This is a genomic window from Pseudomonas fluorescens, assembly GCF_003732425.1.
GTDB classification, from domain to species: Bacteria; Pseudomonadota; Gammaproteobacteria; order Pseudomonadales; family Pseudomonadaceae; genus Aquipseudomonas; species Aquipseudomonas fluorescens_BE.
Window position 1 is genome coordinate 203675 of sequence record NZ_MOBX01000015.1, and the last position, 20922, is coordinate 224596.

Genomic DNA, 20922 nt, shown 5'->3' on the forward strand with positions numbered 1-20922 from the left:
GGTGGTACATATATATACGACACGACCAAAAACCTGTTCCCCCGGGGATAAAACCGATCAACTAATACCGTTATTCTTTGGTGACCACTCGAACTAGCATGGAGTTTCTTACTTAACACGAGACTTTGCCCATGAACGCACCAACGGAATTACAAACGACCACCTCGGCAAACGAGGCGACACTCAATCTGTTACTCAAGGAAATCAAGGACCAGGACAAGGCCACTGCGGTACAGCGCTTCGTCAGTCCCCCGGGGCAAAAAACCGACCTCGTGAGGCTGGCAGGCCTGCGCTCCACGCTCGACGAAGCGCTTCCCTACCAAAATTACTTCGATGAACTGCTGTGCAAACTGGAAACCCCGGAAAATTTCTGCCGACGCCAACTTCTTCGTGAACTGCAGCAAAGCCACGGCACCCAATTCAGCACCAACGACGTCATCAGGCTCAAGCCCGCCACCGCTGTGGAGGAAGCGCCTTACACTTACACTCTGCTGCAAGCGGCGATGCTGAACTTTACAGATAAAGAAGCAACACCCGGCTATTTCTCCAGCGACAGCGAGACCCTGCACAGCACTCAACGCACATCGGCCGACGGCCCGGCGCCAGGCAAGATGAGCGCCCAGACGTTTGTTTCGCTGAGTCGAAGACTTGATCTCGGCCACCAATACCAGCGGCATATTTCCCGTACCTTCAACGCGTCATCCATCGAATTAATCGGCATGTGCCTGCATAAATTCAACATAAAACTCGGGGCTTATGAAAAGTACTTCAACCAAGTGGATTTCCCTCTGCGCAGACTCTTCGTTCTATTGAATCTGACAAGCGGCAAGCGGGATATTTTTCCTGGCGACAGGTTTAACAACGCCAGAATAAAATTGCACTCAATACAACTATTCGGCCAATACACCACCGACGCAATTCTGATCACGTGTCGTCAGACTGACCATTCCACCAAAGACAGTTGTATTGTTTACATCCCCAATGATCCAGGTGAAGGCATTTATAAAGACGATGACGAAGATCAGTGCAAATATCGATTGGCTGTCAACTTCCTCGCCAGAAGCGAACTACGAGAATTGCTCATTTCCCAACTCTCCCAGCGCGAACAAATTGCAATCAAGACAAAAGATCTCAGCAGCATTTCGTTCGTCGATGACATCACGTTTATCCCGCTGAAGACAGGACTGTGCAAACACCTCTTCCAGCGTTGCCTGGATAAGCTGGCGGCAGATGCCAGGGATGTCGCTGTGCCGGTTGCTCATGTGAACGAGCCGGCGTACGCCAACCGGCGCACAGATCAGGCCGTGCGCAAAAACACTCAGCGTTCCGACGCCTTGGCCCATCATTTCAACATCCGCTTGCGGGGCCATGCCACCGATCAATGGCTGGCAATGGTGTTCGCCAACCTCGACGACTGGACCGCCCTCGAAAAACACACTGCCCTTTCATGGCTGCTGGATCTGAAAAAGCGATTGTCCTTGGCTGATCCCGAACGCGACAGTCCGCAGGGGGGTGCCGCAAGGGCCGAGTCTTATTTCAAGCAATTCGAGGTGAAGGAACATCCCGGCGGGCAATCCGCTAATCGACTGGTGAAACCTGCTCTGTCAGCAGAAGCCCGCGAAGCTTCAACGCCCGTTCGTGCAGCATCGGTGACGGATACGGCTAACGGCTTATAACTTATCGTTCTAAAACTCCACTTACCGGGACGGGTCAGTTTCTGAGTACCCGCCCTACTGGCGAGGTATGCCTTGACCCCCTCCCCAACGGAAAAACCGGTAAGGACTTTATGTGCGGATTAGCTGGCGAGTTACGTTTTGATCAACAACCTGCAGACCTTGCAGCGATCGAGAGAATCACCCATCACCTGGCCCCTCGCGGCCCTGACGCGTGGGGCTTCCATGCCCAAGGGCCGATCGCCCTGGGCCACCGTCGCCTGAAAATCATGGACCTGTCGGACGGCTCGGCGCAGCCGATGATCGACAGCCAACTGGGCTTGTCGCTGGCCTTCAACGGCGCGATCTACAACTTCCCGGAACTGCGTGCCGAACTCGAAGCGCTGGGTTACGCCTTCTACTCCGGAGGCGACACCGAAGTGCTGCTCAAGGGCTACCACGCCTGGGGCGAAGACCTGCTGCCGAAGCTTAACGGCATGTTCGCGTTTGCCATTTGGGAACGCGACGCCAAACGCCTGTTCATCGCCCGCGACCGTCTCGGCGTGAAACCGCTGTACCTGTCGCGCACCGGCCAGCGCCTGCGCTTTGCCTCGGCGTTGCCGGCGCTGCTCAAGGGCGGCGACATCAACCCGATCCTCGATCCGGTGGCGCTCAATCACTACCTGAATTTCCATGCCGTGGTCCCCGCGCCGCGCACTCTGCTGGCCGGCATCGAAAAACTGCCACCGGCGACCTGGATGCGCGTTGAAGCCGATGGCAGCACCGAGCAGAAAACCTGGTGGACCCTGCCCTACGGCCCACACGACGACGAGAAAAACCTGACGCTGGAAGACTGGGTCGACCGCGTCCTCGACAGCACCCGCGAAGCGGTGGCGATTCGTCAACGTGCGGCGGTGGATGTCGGTGTGCTGCTCTCCGGCGGTGTCGACTCGAGCATGCTCGTCGGCCTGTTGCGTGAAGTCGGTGTCGACAACCTTTCGACCTTTTCCATCGGTTTCCAGGATGCTGGCGGCGAACGCGGTGACGAGTTCCAGTACTCGGATCTGATCGCCAAACACTACGGCACTCAGCATCATCAACTGCGCATCGACGAGAAAGAAATCATCGAGCAATTGCCCGCCGCGTTCCGTGCAATGAGCGAGCCGATGGTCAGCCATGACTGCATCGCGTTCTATCTGCTGTCGCGCGAAGTGGCCAAGCACTGCAAGGTTGTGCAGAGCGGTCAGGGTGCTGACGAATTGTTCGCCGGTTATCACTGGTACCCGCAAGTCGATGGCGCGGCCGATCCGTATGCGGCGTATCGCAACGCGTTTTTCGACCGCAGCTACGACGACTACGCCGCCACCGTGCAGCCCAAATGGCTGACCGCAAACGATGCAGCCGGCGATTTCGTGAAGGAACATTTCGCCCAGCCTGGCGCCGATGCGGCGGTGGACAAAGCCTTGCGTCTGGACAGCACGGTGATGCTGGTCGATGACCCGGTCAAACGCGTCGACAACATGACCATGGCTTGGGGCCTGGAGGCGCGTACGCCGTTTCTCGACTACCGACTGGTCGAACTCTCGGCCCGAGTGCCTGGCAAATTCAAGCTGCCCGATGGCGGCAAACAAGTGCTGAAAGAAGCTGCGCGGCGGGTCATCCCGAGTGAAGTGATCGACCGTAAAAAGGGCTACTTCCCGGTGCCCGGTCTCAAACACTTGCAGGGCGACACCCTGAACTGGGTACGTGAACTGCTGCTCGATCCAAGTCAGGATCGCGGCCTGTTCAACCCGGCCATGCTCGACAAATTGCTGACCGATCCGCAGGGCCAACTGACGCCGTTGCGCGGTTCGAAGTTGTGGCAACTGGCGGCCCTGAACCTGTGGCTCAGTGAACAAGGAATCTGATCGATGAAACCCCACGCCACGGCCATCAACCAACGCCTGCTACGCGGTCAGACACCGTCCTATGAACGCTTGCAGGCACGTCTGGCCGAAGACGGCAGCACGCTGGCGGCCGACCCGATTGCCGTACATTGCGGCTGGGGCCGGTTGCTGATCGGCCACACCTTTCCCGATCCGGCATCGCTGGCGCAGGAACTGCTCAAAGAGCAGCCCGGCGAGCGCGACATCGCGTTGTATGTCGCTGCGCCGCAGCAGATTCTCGGGCTGGAACCGACGCAACTGTTTCTCGACCCATCCGACACGTTGCGCCTGTGGTTCAGCGATTACCGGCAGGCCACCCGCGTGTTTCGCGGCTTTCGTATCCGCCGCGCACAGAGCGAGGCGGACTGGCAGGCGATCAATCAGTTGTACCAGGCACGCGGCATGCTGCCGATCGATGCCACGCGGCTGACCCCGCACCATCAGGGCGGCCCGGTGTACTGGCTGGCCGAGGATGAAGACAGCGGCGCGGTGATCGGCAGCGTCATGGGCCTGAACCATCAGAAGGCCTTCAATGACCCGGAAAACGGCAGCAGTTTGTGGTGCCTGGCGGTTGATCCGCAATGCTCGCGCCCGGGTGTCGGTGAAGTACTGGTGCGGCACCTGATCGAACACTTCATGAGCCGTGGTCTGAGCTATCTCGACCTGTCGGTGTTGCACGACAACCGTCAAGCGAAAAACCTCTACGCCAAGCTCGGCTTTCGCAATCTGTCGACCTTTGCCATCAAGCGCAAGAACGGCATCAATCAGCCGCTGTTTCTCGGCCCGGGGCCAGAAGCGCAGTTCAATCCCTATGCGCGAATCATCGTTGAAGAAGCCCATCGACGCGGCATCGACGTGCAGGTGGATGACGCCGATGCCGGGCTATTCACCCTCAGCCATGGCGGGCGCCGGGTGCGTTGCCGCGAATCGCTAAGCGACCTGACCAGTGCAATCAGCATGAGCCTTTGCCAGGACAAAAGCCTGACGCACAAAGTGCTGAAAGGCGCGGGGTTAAACCTGCCCTCGCAGCAACTGGCGGGCAACGCCGACGACAACCTGGCCTTCCTCGATGAACATCAACGGGTGGTGGTCAAGCCGCTCGACGGTGAACAAGGCCAAGGCGTGGCGGTGGATTTACAGAGCATCGAAGAGGTGCAGCAAGCCATCGAAACGGCGAAGCAATTTGATAGCCGCGTGCTGCTGGAAAGCTTCCACGAAGGGCTTGATCTGCGGATTCTGGTGATTGGCTTTGAAGTGGTCGCCGCGGCAATTCGCAAACCGGCGGAAGTGGTCGGCGATGGCCAGCATTCGGTGGGCGCGTTGATCGAGGCACAGAGTCGGCGTCGGCAAGCGGCCACCAGCGGCGAAAGCAAGATCCCGCTGGATCACGAAACCCAACGCACCCTGCATGCGGCGGGTTATGACTGCAGCAGCATTTTGCCGGCCGGCGAGCATCTGTTTGTCCGCCGTACGGCGAATCTGCACACCGGCGGCACGCTGGAAGATGTCACCGCGATTCTGCATCCGACGCTGGTCGATGCGGCGGTGCGGGCAGCCCGGGCGCTGGACATTCCGATGGTCGGCCTCGACTTGATGGTGCCGGCGGCGGATCAGCCCGAGTACGTGTTTATCGAGGCCAACGAACGCGCCGGTCTGGCCAACCATGAGCCGCAGCCGACGGCGGAGCGGTTTGTCGATTTGTTGTTTCCGCACAGTCAGCCGGTTGTCTCTTGAATCTGCTTTGTACGGGCTGACGCCTTCGCGAGCAGGCTCGCTCCCACATTTGGAATTCATTCCCCTGTGGGAGCGACGGTGCGACGATTCGACCTGCTCGCGAAGGGGCCCTTAAATTCACCCCAAATCCCCCTCATCGAAACCATCGATGTGCTTAACCCATCAGGAGTTTCCATGACCACGCAAATCCCCGAACCGGATCTCAACTACCTGCAAAAAGTCCTCCTGGAAATGCTCGCCATTCCCAGCCCCACCGGGTTCACCGACACCATCGTGCGTTACGTCGCCGAGCGTCTGGAAGAACTCGGTATCCCCTTTGAAATGACCCGGCGCGGCACCATTCGCGCCACGCTCAAAGGCAAGAAGAACAGCCCCGACCGCGCAGTCTCGGCCCACCTCGACACCATCGGCGCGGCGGTCCGCGCGATCAAAGACAACGGCCGCCTGACCCTCGCCCCGGTCGGCTGCTGGTCGAGCCGTTTTGCCGAGGGCAGCCGCGTCAGCCTGTTCACCGACAACGGCGTGATTCGCGGCAGCGTGCTACCGCTGATGGCCTCCGGGCACGCGTTCAACACCGCCGTGGATGAGATGCCGATCAGTTGGGATCACGTTGAACTGCGTCTGGACGCCTACTGTGCGACCAAGGCTGACTGCGACTCGCTGGGCATCAGCATCGGCGACGTGGTTGCATTCGATCCGCTGCCGGAATTTACCGAAAGCGGTCACATCAGCGCCCGTCACCTCGATGACAAGGCTGGGGTTGCGGCGCTGCTCGCAGCACTCAAAGCCATCGTCGACAGCGGCCAGGAACTGATGATCGACTGCCATCCGCTGTTCACCATCACCGAAGAAACCGGCAGCGGCGCAGCGGCAGCATTGCCGTGGGACGTCAGCGAATTCGTCGGCATCGACATCGCCCCCGTTGCGCCAGGGCAGCACTCCAGTGAACACGCGGTGAGTGTGGCGATGCAAGATTCCGGCGGCCCTTACGACTATCACCTGTCGCGGCATTTGCTGCGCCTGGCCGGTGAAAACGAACTGCCGGTGCGCCGCGACCTGTTCCGCTATTACTTCAGCGATGCGCATTCGGCGGTGACCGCCGGCCACGATATCCGCACCGCCCTGCTCGCCTTTGGTTGCGATGCGACTCATGGTTACGAGCGCACGCACATCGACAGCCTCGCAGCGCTCAGTCGTTTGCTTGGTGCCTATATTCTGAGCCCGCCAGTGTTCGCCAGCGATGCAGCGCCGGCCAATGCCTCGCTGGATCGCTTCAGTCATCAGATTGAACATGACACGCAGATGGAGAGCGATACGCGGGTGCCGTCGGTGGACAGTCTGGTGGGGCAGCGTTCCGACAGTTAACTCTTTGTTGGCAGAACCATCGCCTTCGCGAGCAGGCTCGCTCCCGCATTTGGAATGCAATCCCTTGTGGAAGCGATGGTGCGACGATTCGACCTGCTCGCGAAGAGGCCAGATCCGGCAACACAAAACTGGCAGGCAACCCGCAATCGCCGTAGCATCCCGACATTGATTTGACCGAGGTGCCCATGCTCATTCCCTACGACGCGCTTGAAGTCGACACCCTCACCCGCCTGATCGAGGATTTCGTCACCCGCGACGGTACCGACAACGGTGATGACACGCCCCTGGAAACCCGCGTGCTGCGCGTGCGTCAGGCATTGACCAAAGGTCAGGCGCTGATCGTTTTCGACCCGGAAAGCGAGCAATGTCAGTTGATGCTCAAGCACGACGTGCCTAAGCACTTGTTCGACTGAAATCCTCAGCGAACTTTCTGCGTTGCCTGCTTGCGCTTGATCCTGTCGTACACCTCCGCGCGATGCACATTGACCTTCTGTGGCGCCTCGACGCCAAAGCGCACGCTGGAACCATTCACGGACAAAACGCGCAGAGTGATGTCATCACCAATTGAGATCAACTCACCGACGACACGGCTGAGTACAAGCATGAGATTCGTCCTTCAGGGTTAGCAAACCCTGAAGATGCGCGGCTTGCGGCGGCTCTACAATGCGCGGCGAGCAAATCAGTTTTGCCTTACATCCTTGCTCGTATCTAGCTGTCGGACGCTTCCCACAAAAACCATCAGACAGCGGAAAAGCGTGGCCCGAACAGAATCACACTGGCGCCAATCACGCACAATGCCACGCCGATCCAGTCCGAACTCAATGGACGAACCCGCTCGACCACCATCAGCCAGCCAATCGACGCGACGATGTAGATCCCGCCATACGCGGCATAGGCACGCCCGGCATAGTTGGCTTCGACGCGGGTCAGCAACAGTGCGAACAGGGTCAGGCTAAGCAACGCCGGGATTACCCACAACGCACTTTTGCCTTGGCGCAGCCACATGAAGAAGGCGAAACAACCGGCGATTTCAAACAGCGCCGCGAGGAAGAACCACACGTAATTGAGCATTGATGCGTCTCGACAGGGTGACCATTGCGGCCACCCTAACGACGCCGTCAGCAACGGGCAAGGTCAGCCGTTGTTCTGTTTGGCTTTGGCGCGCATTTTTTCCGCCATTGAGGTCATTTCGTTGTAGAGCAGTTGCGGGTTCTTCTGCTTGATTGCCCAGGCCATGCGCCCTTGTTCGTGGGGCAGGATCATGAACTCGCCAGCGGCGACTTGCTGATAGATGTAGTCGGCGATGTCCGCCGCGGTAATCGGCGAACTTTCCAGCAACTTGCCGACCTGCGCTTTCATCGCCGGCGTCGGGCCACGGAATGAGTCGAGCAAGTTGGTCTGGAAGAACGACGGGCACACTACATGCACGCCGACTTCCTGCTGCGCCAGTTCAATCAGCAGGCTCTCCGAAAGTGCTACCACGCCGGCCTTGGCCACGTTGTAGTTACTCATCGCCGGGCCTTGCATCAGTGCCGCCATGGAGGCGATGTTGATGATTTTGCCTTTGCTTTGCTCAAGCAGCGGCAAGAACGCCTTGCAGCCCTTGACCACGCCCATCAGGTTGATCGCGATCTGCCAGTCCCAGTCTTCCAGCGACAGTTCGCTGAAGAAGCCACCCGAGGCCACGCCGGCGTTGTTGACGATGATATCGATGCCACCGAGTTTTTCTTCACAGGCCTGAGCGAACGCGGTGAGCTGGCTGTAATCACGCACATCGCAGCGCTGGGTAAAACCGTCGCCACCGGCCTCGCGAACCATTTTCAGGGTTTCCTGCAGGCCGGGTTCGCTGACATCGGACAAGGCCAGTTGCCAGCCTTCACGCGCCCAGCGCAGCGCGATTTCGCGACCCAGGCCCGAGCCCGCACCAGTGATCATCATGCGATTTTGCATAGCACACAGCCTTGTTGTTCCGGGGAAGATGCGCCGAGTGTAGCGAAGGATCGGCGCGCGCCCACGCTCCATCAAGTTGCTGAATGCAAGATCAAAAGATCGCAGCCTTCGGCAGCTCCTACTTGGATTCGTGTAGGAGCTATCGAGTGAAACGAGGCTGCGATCTTTTCGCTGCAAAGGAAATAAGCGAGCGATCCAAATACATTAAAAAAACATTGAATTTTCTTTCATGCGCACCGGTCGGAATTTGTAAGCCGTCTGGAATTACTTAGTTTCCAGACGCCCTTGAATACCAAGACTTCTCGAACACTATCAACAAGGAAATCGACATGGGCACAATTCTAATCATTATCCTGATCCTGTTGCTGATCGGTGGTCTGCCGGTCTTCCCGCACTCCAGAAGTTGGGGCTATGGTCCATCGGGCATTATCGGCGTGGTATTGGTAGTGCTGTTGGTGCTGCTGTTACTCGGTCGGATATAACGATTCAAGCGCAAAAAAAGAGGCCCTGTTCAGGGCCTCTTTTTTATTGCGCGGATTTTACTGTCGGCGAGCGATCAATCCGGTTTGCCGTGAATCACACCTGCGGTGTTATCCATAAGGCTTTTAGTCGCCGTTTGCAGGAACGCTTCGAGTTTGAGTTTCAACTCGGCAGTGCGCGGTGCATTCGGAACGACCTCGGCGTGTGGATTGGCACCCAACTGGTACTGCCACATCTTCGGCCCCATGTCCTTGTCTCTCGGCAGCACCAGGATCTGGTCGGCGGTGACGATGGCGGTGGTCTGCTCGCTGCCCGATGGTTTGATCACACCGAAACCGGTGTCGCCTTCCGGCAGGTTGAGCAGGTCGCGGCCCCAGCACTGATGGCGCACTTCGCCACCGAGGCGGCCCATGATGGTCGGCACGATATCGATCTGCGTACCCACGGTGTGGTCACGTGTGCCGAACTTCTCTTGAATGCCCGGTGCAATCATCAGCATCGGCACGTTGAAGCGGCCCAGGTCCATCTCGGTGATCTGGCGCTCGTTGCCGAAACCGTGGTCGCCAACAATGACGAACAAGGTTTCCTTGAAATACGGCTCTTTGCGGGCCTTCTCGAAGAACTGACCCAACGCCCAGTCGGAGTAGCGCATGGCGGTCAAGTGTTCGTTGAGGCTGCCACGATCGGTTACGCGCTCGACCGGCAATGGCGTCGGCAAGGCGTACGGTGTGTGGTTGGACAGGGTTTGCAGCAGTGCGTAGAACGGCTTGCCGTTTTCCCGCGCCTTGAGCTCCTGCAGGCCACGGTCGAACATGTCCTGGTCGGACACGCCCCAGGTCGGATCAGAGAACACCGGATTGACGAAGTCATTACGGCCGACGAAGTTGGTCATGCCCTGGTTGCTGAAGAAGCCCGACTGATTGTCCCAGGCGAAGTCGCCGTTGTAGACGTATACGTCGTCGTAGTTGCGGGCGCTGAGCACCTGCGGCAAGCCGGACAGTTTGTGGCTGCCTTCCGGGGTCTGCATCAGGTATTCGAAACCTGGCAGGTTGGGGAAGCAGGCCATGGTCGCGAACATGCCCTGATGGGTGTGCGTACCGTTGGAGAAGAAGCGGTCGAACAGCAGGCCTTCCTTGGACAGCTTGTCCAGGTATGGCGTGATGTTGCCCGGAGCACCCAATGCACCGACCGAGTGACCGGCCATGCTTTCCATCAGGATCACCACAACGTTCTTGATCGGCAGGGTCTTGTCGGCCGGCGGCGTGTAATCACGGCGCACAGCAGCAATATCGGCATCGACCAGTTTGTCGTCAGGCATCAGCAGCATATCGCGCACGACTTTCTGCGCTTGCTCCTGCGGTAACGTCGCTTTCCAGATATTGTCGCGATCTTCGCCCATGCGGGACTTGGCAGCCTCGATCAGCGACAGCGTGGCGTTGAGGCCGAGCTGGTTGGCGAAGTTGGAATCGGTGGTGTACACGTCACCCCAGCGCATCGGCGGGCCCTGACGCAAGGTGCCACGGGCGGCAACCACGCAGATCAACAGGCAGACCACGAACACCGCCAGACGGGTGTACCAAGGCGCAACTTGACGGGTACCAACGCTGCCGCCGCTGAACGGTCCGCGCGGCCGCGTGGCACGGTCGGCGCCTTTGAAGGCCAGAGTCAGGATCACGGTGCCGATCACCCACGCCAGCAGGTAGCGCACCACCGGGAAACCGTACCAGAGCATGCTCATCACGGTTTTCGGGTCTTCTTTCACGTACTGGAACACCAGGCCATTGAGGCGCTGGTGGAACTCGCGGTAGAAGTCCATCTCCATCAGGCCGAGAAACAGCGCAATGCTCGAGACGATGGTCAGCCACAGACGGAAGAAGCCGCGTGCGGCCATGGCACGCGCACTGAACAGTGCCAGCACCAGCGGAATGCACACGTAAACCACCAGGCGCAGGTCGAAACGCAGGCCATTGGCGAAGGCTTCGAGGAAAGTCGAAGCCGGGGTATCGAGGATCATCTCGCGGTTGTAGACCAGCAGCGCGAGGCGCAGCACGGAAAACATCACCATCATGACCAGCGCGCAAAGCAGCGTGTAGGCCAGATGCGATTTGACGGTCGGTTGCAGCAGGCGAGCGGAAGATCGCTGCTGATTCAGGGCGTCCGGGTTTGCCATGTCGTTTTAGGACCCATTGGAAGTTGAAGTTGCAAAAATACAGCGGCGCCATGCCCTCTATTGGCCATTCCAGACCCCGGGGCTTGCGCGGTGCGCAAATGTTGCACGATCACCCGCACCATTGCCATTGATTACTGCCCCGCCGCCAGACACTTTCATTTAGCGCCGCGGCAATCCGGGACAGCGTGCAAACAGCGCGGGCGAATTGTCAGGAACACGTTGTGAAAATTTCGTGCAACGCATATCTGGAAACACAATATAGATACAAAACGAAACGCCCCGAATGGATCGGGGCGTTTTGATGAAACGGGAGATTACTTCTCGGCGCGTTCTTTTAAAGCTTCAAGCGTGTTGAACGGCGCGTCGACCACAAACTTGTTGGCGACCATCGCCGGCACGCTGCCGCCTGGCTCGGTATGCACCTGATAGGTCACTTCGACCTGATCACCCTTCGGCACGAATTTCCAGAAGCCTTTGACCTGAGTGACACGGACAAAACCTTTCTCTTCCGGAATGTACTTCGGCAGACCTTCAAGGTTACGGGTGAGGCTGCCATCGGCGCCTTCAACGGTGGTGATGTGCAGCACCGAATCACGCGAAGTCACTGGCCACGGCGTATTGAACTGAGTGTAGGTCCAGCTCTGATCGCCCTCGTGTTTAAGCAACTTCTGAGACTTGCACTCGTAGATCCAGGCGCACGCACCGGAGACGTCTTCCTGCAAGGCGCGCAGTTTGGCAATGGTGGTCTTCATCAGCGTCACGCCCTGATAAGACTTGTAATCAGAGCCTGGCACTTCGGCCAGCGAGACCTTGATGCCATCCTGTTCCTTGGCGACCTTCCAGTCCTCAGCCTGAGCAACGGAGGTGGCCAACACAGCGGTCAAACCACACAACACAGCGATACGATGCAGCGAACCCATAGTCTTATTCCTTATTGTTGAAGTTCCGTTCGTTTGACACATCACGCCGCCGTCATTTGCTCCCACCAGCCGATCAGCCTGATCGCTTCCTCCGAGCTGCTGCCACAGACTTCGACATCTGCTGCAAAGCCGGAACAGACTGCCGGGCGCTCAGGGCGGCCGAAAATGCTGCACAGGTTTTCGACCGAGAGTTGCACGCAACGTTCGCCGGCAGGTTTGCCATCAGGCATGCCGGGAATCGGCGAACTGATGGACGGGGCAATGCAGCAAGCGCCACAGCCTTCACGGCATTTCATGACGAACGTTTCCTCGCGACGGGCGATGTGTAAAAGGGACGCGGAACAGAGTAACCGCTAAAACGGTTGTTTCAAATTCCCTGAACCGGGGTTTTTACCGATAACTGAATGTGACTGACCAGTCTCCGACAAAGCGTCTGGTCTGCGGGTCACAGGCGGATGGATTTACTGCTTGAATTCGAAATCCAGCGCTGCGCCTTCGATCTCATGGCGCTCTTCGTTACGCAGCTGCAACTGCATTTCGTTGCTGAGCAAACGGCCGTTGAGCTGGAAGCCTTTGTTCTTCTCGCCAAACATCTGCGGCAGGATCGTCTCGCGCTTGGGCAATTCAACCGCACCCTCGGGCTTCAGTTCCTGAACCATTTCCTTGGGCAGACTCAAATCGAGTTTGGCCGGCGGTAACCTGGTTTTCACCACTTCGCTGGCGGGTTTCGATTTGGAGGCGACCGGCTTGCGTTTCCTGATGACTTTTTGCTGAGTTTTCTTCGCGGGAGCTGCCTTCTGCGCGGGCGTGGTTTTTTTCGCCTGACTCGTCGTCGCCGGTTTTTCCTGAACCGCAGCGGCCACGACGCCAGGCGCATGACCGATCATCAGCAAACCCAGCAACACCCAAGCAGCAGGAAAAATCGCTTTCATGAACCCAACGACGTTAACGGCAGAGGGCCATATGCTCGCTTGTTGAACGCCACAAGACAAGCATCACCCACCGCCCGTTCAGAATCCGCCAGCGGTTTCCTGACACAGTTGCGTCGCCAACATACCCAGAGTCATCAACGCCCGCTCCGCCTCGCGGTTCCACGGAATCCCGCAGTTCAGGCGGATACAGTGGTTGAACTGCTCGGTATTACTGAAGATCAGCCCCGGCGCAATGCTGATGCCCTGCTGCAACGCGCGGACATGCAATTCCTGGGTATTTACCCTTCCCGGCAGGCTCACCCAGAGGATGAAACCGCCGGTGGGCCGGGTCATTTGCGTGCCTTCGGGGAAGTACTGCTGCACCGCCAACTGGAAGGCGCTGAGGTTTTTTCGATATTCCTGGCGGATGTACCGTAAATGCCGGTCATAACCGCCGTTTTCCAGATAAGCGGCGATCGCCATCTGCGTCACGCTGCACGCCGAATGCGTGCTGAAGGTCTGCAAGCGCTGGATTTCCTGCTGATACTTGCCGGCGATCATCCAGCCGATGCGCACACCGGGTGACAAGGTTTTGGAGAAACTCGAACAGTAGATCACCCGATCCAGTCGGTCGTAGGCCTTGAGCGCTTTGGTTTTGCCTTGCTCGAACATCAATTCGCCATAGATATCGTCTTCGACGATCTGGATATCGAAATCCGAGGCCAGACGCAGCAACTGTTTCTGCCGCTCTTCGGGCATGGTGCCGCCCAAAGGGTTGCTCAGGCGCGTGGTCAGCACCAGCGCTTTGATCGACCATTGATTGGCTGCCAGTTGCAGGGCTTCAAGGCTCATGCCGGTGGCAGGATCGCTGGGGATTTCGATGACCTTCAAGCCAAGCAGATCGGCAAGCTGCAGCAGACCGTAATAGGTCGGAGACTCAGCAGCAATCAGATCCCCCGGCCGGGTCAGCACGCGCAAAGACATCTGCAACGCATCGACACAGCCGTGGGTGATGACCACTTCCGACGGATCGACCACCACACCGGCGTCGCGCATACGGATCGCCACTTGCCGGCGCAGCGGTTCAAAACCGGGGCTGAACATGTAGCTGAAGGCGCGCGGGCTATGGAAACGGGTGACCTTGGCCAGTTGCTGATGCAGCGCGCGCACCGGCAAGTAATCGACACTGGGCACGGCGGCGCCGAGCGGAAACACGCCTTCGCGGCGTGATTCGACCAGCACCTGTTGAATGATGCTGCTGCGGGTGACCAGACCAGGACGCTCAACCCGGGCAATGTCCGGTGTCGGCGCTGTCAGCGCAGGCGTTTGGTGTACGTAATATCCGGACTGCGGACGCGCCCGGATCAGCCCCTGATCTTCAAGATTGGCGTAAGCCTGCAACACTGTCGCATGGCTGACGTTGAGCTGCGAACTCATCTTGCGCACCGAAGGCACGCGCTCCCCCGGTTGATAGACCCCACGGCGGATGTCTTCGGCCAGTTGCTGAGCAATACGTTGGTAGAGCAAGAGATTGGTCATGACGCAGCACTCGATTTCACGGGCATTTTATTCTTGTGTGAAACAATACCGGAACAGTTTAGAAGTGTACTGGGACAGTTGCCACATTACTCGACCATACAGTGCGGTGTCTGCCCCCGACTGTACGGATTTGCGAACCACTCGACGGACGTAAAAAAGCCCGGCACTGCATGACAGGCCGGGCTTTCCAGAGACGCAACCCTCAGCGGGCGGCGCCGAGCTGGCCTTTTTCGTCGGAGAAGACAATTTCCACCCGACGGTTCTGTGCCCGCCCGCGCTCGGAAGCGTTGGCGTCCACAGGGTATTCATCGCCGTAGCCTTCGACCTGAATGCGCTTGTCCTCAATACCCAGGTCCATCAGCACGTCGGCCACTGACTGAGCGCGGTCGCGGGACAGTTTAAGGTTTTCCTGTTTGCCACCGGTGCTGTCGGTGTAGCCCTCGATACGCACTACCCGTTTCGGGTTCAGTTGCAGGAACTGCACAATCTTCAGCACGACCCGGTTGGCCGAGTTTTTCAGCTCTGCTTCACCGGTGTCGAACAGCACATCGCCGAGGGTCATCACCAGACCACGGTCAGTCTGCGTGGTGGCCAGTGCAACGATCTGCTCTTCGAGCCATTTACCTTGCTGCTGCACGCTCAGCAGTTTCGACTCTCGCAAGGCCAGTTGCAGGCGCTGACGCTCCAGTTCCAGCTTGGCCGCACGCTCTTCGTTGAGCGCCTGATTGGTGTGCTCACGGGCGATTTCGCTGTAGCGCTGGCTCAGGTAGGCGTAATGCACCACATCCGAACCGCTGCCCCAATAGGTCGACAGACGATCGGCACGGGCTAAAGATTCACCGGCACGGATCACGTCTTTCGGCGCGATGCGCAGCACGTTGGAGTCTTCCTTGACCTTCTGGAAGTCGGCGCCGGCTGCTTGCAAAGCCGATTCGCTGTGTTGACCGGCGCACCCGTACAGACTGGCGCAACCGGCGAGCAGCAGACCGCCGAAAACTTTTGACTTGAGGCTCATTGGGCATCTCCCAGTTGCTTGCGCAGACGGACGATGCGGGTGTTCAACAAATTCACCTGTTCTTCACTTTTTTGCGTCAGCACTTTGGCTTCGGCCAGACGGGCATCCAGTTCAGCCTGTTCGGCGCGCATGCGCGCATTCCGGTAGGACTCGTCAGCCATGTTGCCTTTGGCGCGGTTGTACTTGGTTTCGGCCAGTTTCATCTCCGGCACTTCGTCGGCGGTGGCGCCAACAGCCTTGGCCTGGCTGATGGCTTGCTCGGTCAGGCGCATTTGTTCATTGGGTGCCGGATCGGTCGCGCAACCGGCCAGGGCCAGAACGGCCACAGCCGCGAAAAGAGGTCGAATACTCACTAAGAATCCCTACTGTTTTGGGGCACTGACAGGTGGTTGCGGCTGTTGCTGCTGCGCCTTCCAGCGCTCGATATTGCGTTGCAGCGCGGCTTCCGTCAGTCCGGACGCGGGCAATTCTGTCATCTTTTTGGCAAACTGTCCGCGCAACCACGGATCGTTGCAGGCCGAGTTATGCGAAACCGCGAGGAACAGGCCCGGTCGATCGACCGGTTGTTCGAACACCTGCAGGTCATTGGCCATGCCCAACGCCTGCGCGGCGGCCATGCCCGAATAGCGGCCTGCGAGTACATATTCCACTTCGCCGAGGAGCAATTTCTGTAGCGCCTGGGTGAGGCTGGCTGTCCGGATCAGGGTCAGATTCTGCTCGGCGAACGTGCCGAATGCCTGGGTCATACGAGACTTTTCCGACAACGCCCCGGCGTGGCCGTGCAGGTCTTTGGCCTCGCTGTAGACCAGTGTCGAGCCTTTGCGCGTCCACACCAGATAGTCGTTTTCCAGCAACGGCGGGTGGATGTAGTCGAGATTTTCCAGCTCATTGAGGGTCAGCGGCGCGTCGGCGAGCATGTCCATGCGTCCGCTGCGCACTTCATCGAGGGCTTGCGAGCGTTTGCCGGCGTAGAGCAATTCGACTTTGATACCGAGATCGTTAGCGACTTGTTGCAACAAATCGGCACTGGCGCCGATCAGTCGCTTGGGGTTTTGTGGGTCTTGCCACAGGTACGGCGGCGCATCCGGGCTGCCGGTGACGACGAGGCGCTCGCATTTGCCGGCGGCCAGCGCCAGCCCCGGCAACAGGACCAATCCCAACAACCATCCGCAGCGCAGATCCATGGCAACACGCTCCCACTCAAATCCGAGACAAAAAAAAGCCCGACCATCAGGCCGGGCTCTTTATAAGTGAAGCCGCTGGATTAGACCAGCTTCTCCAGCTCAGGGACGGCTTCGAACAGATCCGCCACGAGACCGTAATCGGCCACCTGGAAGATCGGCGCTTCTTCGTCCTTGTTGATCGCAACGATCACTTTGGAGTCTTTCATACCGGCCAGGTGCTGGATCGCGCCGGAGATACCGACGGCGATGTACAGCTGTGGCGCAACGATCTTGCCGGTCTGACCGACCTGCATGTCGTTCGGTACGAAACCTGCGTCGACCGCGGCGCGCGAAGCACCGACGGCAGCGCCGAGCTTGTCGGCCAGGGCGTACAGGTGCTTGAAGTTGTCGCCGTTCTGCATGCCGCGGCCGCCGGAAACGACGATCTTGGCAGCGGTCAGTTCCGGACGATCGGACTTGGCCAGTTCTTCGCTGACGAAGCTCGAAGTGCCGGCGTTGTGCGCAGCAGCAACGGCTTCAACAGCAGCCGAACCACCTTGCGCAGCAACCGGGTCGAAACCGGTGGCACGCACGGTGATCACTTTGATCGCAGCGGTCGACTGTACGGTAGCGATGGCGTTACCGGCGTAGATCGGACGCTTGAATGTGTCAGCGCTTTCGACCGAGATGATCTCGGATATCTGGTCAACGTCCAGCTGCGCGGCAACGCGCGGCAGGATGTTTTTACCGTTGGAGGTAGCGGCAGCCAGGATGTGGCTGTAACCGGCGCCCAGCTCTGCAACCAATGGCGCAACGTTTTCCGGCAGCTGATGCGCGTAAGCGGCGTTGTCAGCGTTCAGGACTTTGCTCACGCCAGCGATTTTCGCAGCGGCTTCAGCCACGGCGCCAGCGCCTTGGCCTGCAACCAGCACGTGGATGTCGCCGCCGATTTTGGCAGCAGCAGCCACGGTGTTCAGTGTGGCCGGGGCCAGCACTTTGTTGTCGTGTTCAGCGATTACCAAGATAGTCATGATTAGATTACCTTCGCTTCGTTTTTCAGTTTCTCGACCAGTTCAGCCACCGACTTGACCTTGATACCTGCGCTGCGTGCAGCCGGCGCTTCGACTTTCAGGGTCTTGTTGGTGGAGGCAGTGGAAACGCCCAAAGCGTCCGGAGTCAGCACTTCGAGAGGCTTCTTCTTGGCTTTCATGATGTTTGGCAGAGACGCGTAGCGCGGCTCGTTCAAACGCAGGTCGGTGGTGACGATCGCCGGCAGTTTCAGGGAAACAGTCTGCGCGCCGCCGTCGATTTCGCGAGTCACGGCAACGCTGTCGCCGGACACTTCGACTTTCGACGCGAAGGTGCCCTGACCGTAGCCGCTCAGTGCTGCGAGCATCTGGCCGGTCTGGTTGTTGTCGCTGTCGATGGCTTGTTTGCCAAGGATCACCAGCTGCGGCTGTTCCTTGTCGACCACAGCCTTGAGCAGCTTGGCCACGGCGAGCGAGGTCAGATCTTCAGCGGATTCGACGAGGATGGCACGGTCGGCACCCAGAGCCAGTGCGGTACGCAGTTGCTCCTGAGCGGTGGTCGGACCGATGGAGACGACGACGATTTCAGTCGCAACACCTTTCTCTTTAAGGCGTACGGCTTCTTCCACTGCGATTTCGCAGAACGGGTTCATCGACATCTTGACGTTGGCGAGGTCTACGCCGGAATTGTCCGCCTTGACGCGAACCTTGACGTTGTAATCCACAACGCGTTTGACAGCTACAAGAACCTTCATGGATTCCTCGTTACTCTCCGGTGAAAAGAAAGTCGCCTAGGCGAACCTGGCGGTTGATGCTCATCAGGCTAAAGGGCACCTCTAAAAACGCCGACTCGGGTGTCAGGTGTTGCACGGTGTGAAAGCCTGCGACCGTTCGTCAGTGGTGACCGACCAGTCATGGATCTTCACGCGGTGTAAACTGCGCGCCGGACCTGCGCTGCGCATCACCCTCTACTGCCTGTGCCCTGTCTTTAGAGGTGCTCTTGAAACCGCCAGTCTGCCTACGACGAGCGCAAAACCGCCCGTATCTTGACCGGAACGCCTATTCCGGTCAATACAGCAAAATGACCATTCATAAGCCGCGCTTCTTTGATTTCTCTGGGCTGGAGCCGATTCAAACAAACGTTTGTATTGGACGCTCGGAGTGGTGTAGATATAATGCGCCGCCTAGAGAGAAAGGTCGGACTCCGATACTCCCCTTGACGTTAACGTAAAGGAAGAGCGGATGCGACATCAAACCTCCAAATTAGAAAAAAAACTGTTGAGCCTTGAGTAGGAGATAGCCTGTGGAACGCGAATACATGGAATTCGACGTGGTCATCGTCGGTGCCGGCCCCGCTGGCCTGTCCGCCGCCTGCCGTCTGAAGCAGAAGGCCGCCGAAGCCGGTAAGGAAATCAGCGTCTGCGTGGTCGAAAAAGGCTCCGAAGTCGGCGCACACATCCTTTCCGGTGCCGTGTTCGAACCACGCGCTCTGAACGAACTGTTCCCGGACTGGAAAGAACTCGGCGCCCCGCTGAACACGCCGGTCACCCGCGACGATATTTTCGTGCTGAAAAACGCCGACAGCGCGCAGAAAATTCCTGACTTCTTTGTGCCCAAGACCATGCACAACGAAGGCAACTACATTATTTCCCTCGGCAACCTGTGCCGCTGGCTCGCTCAGCAGGCCGAGAACCTCGGCGTAGAAATCTATCCGGGCTTCGCCGCTCAGGAAGCACTGATCGACGAGCAAGGCGTAGTGCGCGGGATCATCACCGGTGATCTGGGCGTCGACCGCGAAGGCAACCCGAAAGAAGGCCTGTACACCCCGGGCATGGAATTGCGTGGCAAATACACGCTATTCGCCGAAGGCTGCCGGGGCCACATCGGCAAGCAACTGATCAAGCGCTACAACCTCGACAGCGATGCCGACGCCCAGCACTACGGCATCGGCCTGAAAGAAATCTGGGAAATCGACCCTGCCAAACATCAACCGGGCCTGGTGGTGCACACCGCCGGCTGGCCGCTGGACATCATGGGCACCGAAAACACCGGTGGCTCGTTCCTTTATCACCTGGAAAACAACCAGGTGGTGGTTGGTCTGATCGTTGACCTGTCCTACAGCAACACCTACCTGTCGCCGTTTGACGAGTTCCAGCGCCTCAAGCATCACCCGGTGCTGGCCCAGTATCTGGAAGGCGGCAAGCGTGTCAGCTACGGCGCTCGCGCTATCTGCAAAGGTGGCCTGAACTCGCTGCCGAAAATGGTCTTCAAGGGTGGCGCGCTGATCGGTTGCGACCTCGGCACCCTGAACTTCGCCAAGATCAAGGGCAGCCACACCGCAATGAAGTCCGGCATGCTCGCCGCGGAATCGGTGGCTGATGCGCTGTTCGCGGAAAAGGACGGCACTGAAGAGCTGACCACCTATGTGGACGCGTTCAAGAAGAGCTGGCTCTACGACGAACTGTTCGCCAGCCGCAACTTCGGCCCGGCGATCCACAAGTTCGGCGCCATCGTCGGCGGCGGTTTCAACTGGCTGGACCAGAACATCTTCGGCGGCAAACTGCCGTTCACCCTGCACGACACCAAGCCGGACTACGCTTGCCTCAAGCTCGCGGCCGACTGCAAGAAGATCAACTATCCAAAGCCGGACGGCAAACTCAGCTTCGACAAACTCAGCTCGGTGTTCATCTCCGGTACCAACCACGAAGAAGAGCAGCCGTGCCACCTGAAGCTGACCGACCCGAGCATCCCGATCAGCAAGAACCTGCCGCTGTACGACGAACCGGCGCAGCGCTACTGCCCGGCCGGCGTGTATGAAGTGATCACCAAGGAAGACGGCGAAAAACGCTTCCAGATCAACGCCCAGAACTGCGTGCACTGCAAGACCTGTGACATCAAGGACCCTTCGCAGAACATCACCTGGGTGACGCCGGAAGGCGCTGGCGGCCCGACTTATCCGAATATGTAAGTCGAAACGCTGAACATCAAGGCTCCCGAATCGGGGGCCTTTTTGTTGCCCACAATTCCTCTGACACCACAAAACAACTGTGGGAGCGAGCCTGCTCGCGAA

General features: G+C 58.6%; 20 protein-coding genes. 7 read left to right on the plus strand and 13 right to left on the minus strand.

Annotated elements, in window-relative coordinates; translation table 11 throughout:
- The first annotated feature begins 131 nt into the window (after positions 1 to 131).
- The 5 genes from BK670_RS22850 to BK670_RS22870 all read left to right on the plus strand — a co-directional run bounded on the left by BK670_RS22850 (position 132) and on the right by BK670_RS22870 (position 7089).
- A complete protein-coding gene (locus BK670_RS22850) occupies positions 132 to 1676 on the plus strand; it encodes a dermonecrotic toxin domain-containing protein (RefSeq protein WP_185036817.1) in 1545 nt (514 codons plus the stop codon).
- A gap of 110 nt (positions 1677 to 1786) precedes the next feature.
- The gene (locus BK670_RS22855; protein ID WP_123453156.1) at positions 1787 to 3559 is read left to right on the plus strand and encodes an N-acetylglutaminylglutamine amidotransferase; all 1773 of its coding nucleotides are present in this window, start codon (positions 1787 to 1789) and stop codon (positions 3557 to 3559) included.
- A gap of 3 nt (positions 3560 to 3562) precedes the next feature.
- Complete coding sequence (ngg, locus tag BK670_RS22860; RefSeq protein WP_123453159.1) at positions 3563 to 5311, plus strand: N-acetylglutaminylglutamine synthetase; 1749 nt, start codon at positions 3563 to 3565, stop codon at positions 5309 to 5311.
- Positions 5312 to 5485: 174 nt separating this feature from the next.
- Positions 5486 to 6676, plus strand: a complete 1191-nt coding sequence (locus tag BK670_RS22865) for an osmoprotectant NAGGN system M42 family peptidase (protein ID WP_077574040.1) — start codon at positions 5486 to 5488, stop codon at positions 6674 to 6676.
- A 185-nt stretch (positions 6677 to 6861) separates the two neighbouring features.
- The gene (locus BK670_RS22870) at positions 6862 to 7089 is read left to right on the plus strand and encodes a YheU family protein (protein WP_003192759.1); all 228 of its coding nucleotides are present in this window, start codon (positions 6862 to 6864) and stop codon (positions 7087 to 7089) included.
- A gap of 5 nt (positions 7090 to 7094) precedes the next feature.
- On the opposite strand, the gene csrA is transcribed toward BK670_RS22870, so the two are convergent.
- The 3 genes from csrA to BK670_RS22885 form a co-directional block, all read right to left on the minus strand.
- The gene (gene csrA / locus BK670_RS22875; protein ID WP_123453161.1) at positions 7095 to 7280 is read right to left on the minus strand and encodes a carbon storage regulator CsrA; all 186 of its coding nucleotides are present in this window, start codon (positions 7278 to 7280) and stop codon (positions 7095 to 7097) included.
- A 134-nt stretch (positions 7281 to 7414) separates the two neighbouring features.
- A complete protein-coding gene (locus BK670_RS22880; protein ID WP_123453163.1) occupies positions 7415 to 7747 on the minus strand; it encodes a YnfA family protein in 333 nt (110 codons plus the stop codon).
- 63 nt (positions 7748 to 7810) lie between these two features.
- Positions 7811 to 8626, minus strand: coding sequence for an SDR family oxidoreductase (locus BK670_RS22885; RefSeq protein ID WP_095120542.1), 816 nt, complete (start codon positions 8624 to 8626; stop codon positions 7811 to 7813).
- A 323-nt stretch (positions 8627 to 8949) separates the two neighbouring features.
- On the opposite strand from BK670_RS22885, the gene BK670_RS22890 reads away from it, so the two are divergent.
- Complete coding sequence (locus tag BK670_RS22890; protein WP_169432680.1) at positions 8950 to 9108, plus strand: DUF3309 family protein; 159 nt, start codon at positions 8950 to 8952, stop codon at positions 9106 to 9108.
- A 74-nt stretch (positions 9109 to 9182) separates the two neighbouring features.
- On the opposite strand, the gene BK670_RS22895 is transcribed toward BK670_RS22890, so the two are convergent.
- The 10 genes from BK670_RS22895 to BK670_RS22940 form a co-directional block, all read right to left on the minus strand.
- Positions 9183 to 11276: an LTA synthase family protein gene (locus tag BK670_RS22895; RefSeq protein WP_123453165.1), complete on the minus strand. Its 2094-nt coding sequence runs from the start codon at positions 11274 to 11276 to the stop codon at positions 9183 to 9185.
- Positions 11277 to 11590: 314 nt separating this feature from the next.
- Entirely contained in the window at positions 11591 to 12196 is a 606-nt protein-coding gene (locus tag BK670_RS22900; RefSeq protein WP_123453167.1) for an START domain-containing protein, read from the minus strand.
- A gap of 41 nt (positions 12197 to 12237) precedes the next feature.
- Positions 12238 to 12492, minus strand: a complete 255-nt coding sequence (locus BK670_RS22905; protein WP_007908349.1) for a YkgJ family cysteine cluster protein — start codon at positions 12490 to 12492, stop codon at positions 12238 to 12240.
- Positions 12493 to 12657: 165 nt separating this feature from the next.
- Positions 12658 to 13128, minus strand: coding sequence for a translation initiation factor 2 (locus tag BK670_RS22910; protein WP_123453169.1), 471 nt, complete (start codon positions 13126 to 13128; stop codon positions 12658 to 12660).
- Positions 13129 to 13206: 78 nt separating this feature from the next.
- On the minus strand, positions 13207 to 14646 hold the full coding sequence (locus BK670_RS22915) for an aminotransferase-like domain-containing protein (protein WP_007908347.1): 1440 nt from the start codon (positions 14644 to 14646) through the stop codon (positions 13207 to 13209).
- A 202-nt stretch (positions 14647 to 14848) separates the two neighbouring features.
- On the minus strand, positions 14849 to 15661 hold the full coding sequence (locus tag BK670_RS22920; RefSeq protein ID WP_123453171.1) for an OmpA family protein: 813 nt from the start codon (positions 15659 to 15661) through the stop codon (positions 14849 to 14851).
- On the minus strand, positions 15658 to 16014 hold the full coding sequence (locus BK670_RS22925) for a DUF4398 domain-containing protein (protein WP_123453173.1): 357 nt from the start codon (positions 16012 to 16014) through the stop codon (positions 15658 to 15660). The genes BK670_RS22920 and BK670_RS22925 overlap by 4 nt, the downstream gene beginning before the upstream one ends.
- Before the next feature lie 9 nt (positions 16015 to 16023).
- Positions 16024 to 16845: a substrate-binding periplasmic protein gene (locus tag BK670_RS22930; RefSeq protein WP_123453175.1), complete on the minus strand. Its 822-nt coding sequence runs from the start codon at positions 16843 to 16845 to the stop codon at positions 16024 to 16026.
- Between the two features lie 80 nt (positions 16846 to 16925).
- On the minus strand, positions 16926 to 17855 hold the full coding sequence (locus BK670_RS22935; RefSeq protein WP_123453177.1) for an electron transfer flavoprotein subunit alpha/FixB family protein: 930 nt from the start codon (positions 17853 to 17855) through the stop codon (positions 16926 to 16928).
- 2 nt (positions 17856 to 17857) lie between these two features.
- Positions 17858 to 18607: an electron transfer flavoprotein subunit beta/FixA family protein gene (locus tag BK670_RS22940; RefSeq protein WP_007908338.1), complete on the minus strand. Its 750-nt coding sequence runs from the start codon at positions 18605 to 18607 to the stop codon at positions 17858 to 17860.
- 548 nt (positions 18608 to 19155) lie between these two features.
- On the opposite strand from BK670_RS22940, the gene BK670_RS22945 reads away from it, so the two are divergent.
- On the plus strand, positions 19156 to 20820 hold the full coding sequence (locus BK670_RS22945) for an electron transfer flavoprotein-ubiquinone oxidoreductase (RefSeq protein ID WP_123453179.1): 1665 nt from the start codon (positions 19156 to 19158) through the stop codon (positions 20818 to 20820).
- Positions 20821 to 20922: the final 102 nt, after the last annotated feature.

Bases quoted from the DNA above. Each gene is read 5' to 3' on its own strand.
- BK670_RS22855 (WP_123453156.1), top strand. From the start codon at position 1,787: ATGTGCGGATTAGCTGGCGAGTTACGTTTTGATCAACAACCTGCAGAC.
- BK670_RS22920 (WP_123453171.1), bottom strand. From the start codon at position 15,661: ATGAGCCTCAAGTCAAAAGTTTTCGGCGGTCTGCTGCTCGCCGGTTGC.
- BK670_RS22895 (WP_123453165.1), bottom strand. From the start codon at position 11,276: ATGGCAAACCCGGACGCCCTGAATCAGCAGCGATCTTCCGCTCGCCTG.
- BK670_RS22940 (WP_007908338.1), bottom strand. From the start codon at position 18,607: ATGAAGGTTCTTGTAGCTGTCAAACGCGTTGTGGATTACAACGTCAAG.
- BK670_RS22915 (WP_007908347.1), bottom strand. From the start codon at position 14,646: ATGACCAATCTCTTGCTCTACCAACGTATTGCTCAGCAACTGGCCGAA.
- BK670_RS22910 (WP_123453169.1), bottom strand. From the start codon at position 13,128: ATGAAAGCGATTTTTCCTGCTGCTTGGGTGTTGCTGGGTTTGCTGATG.
- BK670_RS22880 (WP_123453163.1), bottom strand. From the start codon at position 7,747: ATGCTCAATTACGTGTGGTTCTTCCTCGCGGCGCTGTTTGAAATCGCC.
- BK670_RS22870 (WP_003192759.1), top strand. From the start codon at position 6,862: ATGCTCATTCCCTACGACGCGCTTGAAGTCGACACCCTCACCCGCCTG.
- BK670_RS22900 (WP_123453167.1), bottom strand. From the start codon at position 12,196: ATGGGTTCGCTGCATCGTATCGCTGTGTTGTGTGGTTTGACCGCTGTG.
- BK670_RS22930 (WP_123453175.1), bottom strand. From the start codon at position 16,845: ATGGATCTGCGCTGCGGATGGTTGTTGGGATTGGTCCTGTTGCCGGGG.
- ngg (WP_123453159.1), top strand. From the start codon at position 3,563: ATGAAACCCCACGCCACGGCCATCAACCAACGCCTGCTACGCGGTCAG.
- BK670_RS22850 (WP_185036817.1), top strand. From the start codon at position 132: ATGAACGCACCAACGGAATTACAAACGACCACCTCGGCAAACGAGGCG.
- csrA (WP_123453161.1), bottom strand. From the start codon at position 7,280: ATGCTTGTACTCAGCCGTGTCGTCGGTGAGTTGATCTCAATTGGTGAT.
- BK670_RS22885 (WP_095120542.1), bottom strand. From the start codon at position 8,626: ATGCAAAATCGCATGATGATCACTGGTGCGGGCTCGGGCCTGGGTCGC.
- BK670_RS22935 (WP_123453177.1), bottom strand. From the start codon at position 17,855: ATGACTATCTTGGTAATCGCTGAACACGACAACAAAGTGCTGGCCCCG.
- BK670_RS22905 (WP_007908349.1), bottom strand. From the start codon at position 12,492: ATGAAATGCCGTGAAGGCTGTGGCGCTTGCTGCATTGCCCCGTCCATC.
- BK670_RS22865 (WP_077574040.1), top strand. From the start codon at position 5,486: ATGACCACGCAAATCCCCGAACCGGATCTCAACTACCTGCAAAAAGTC.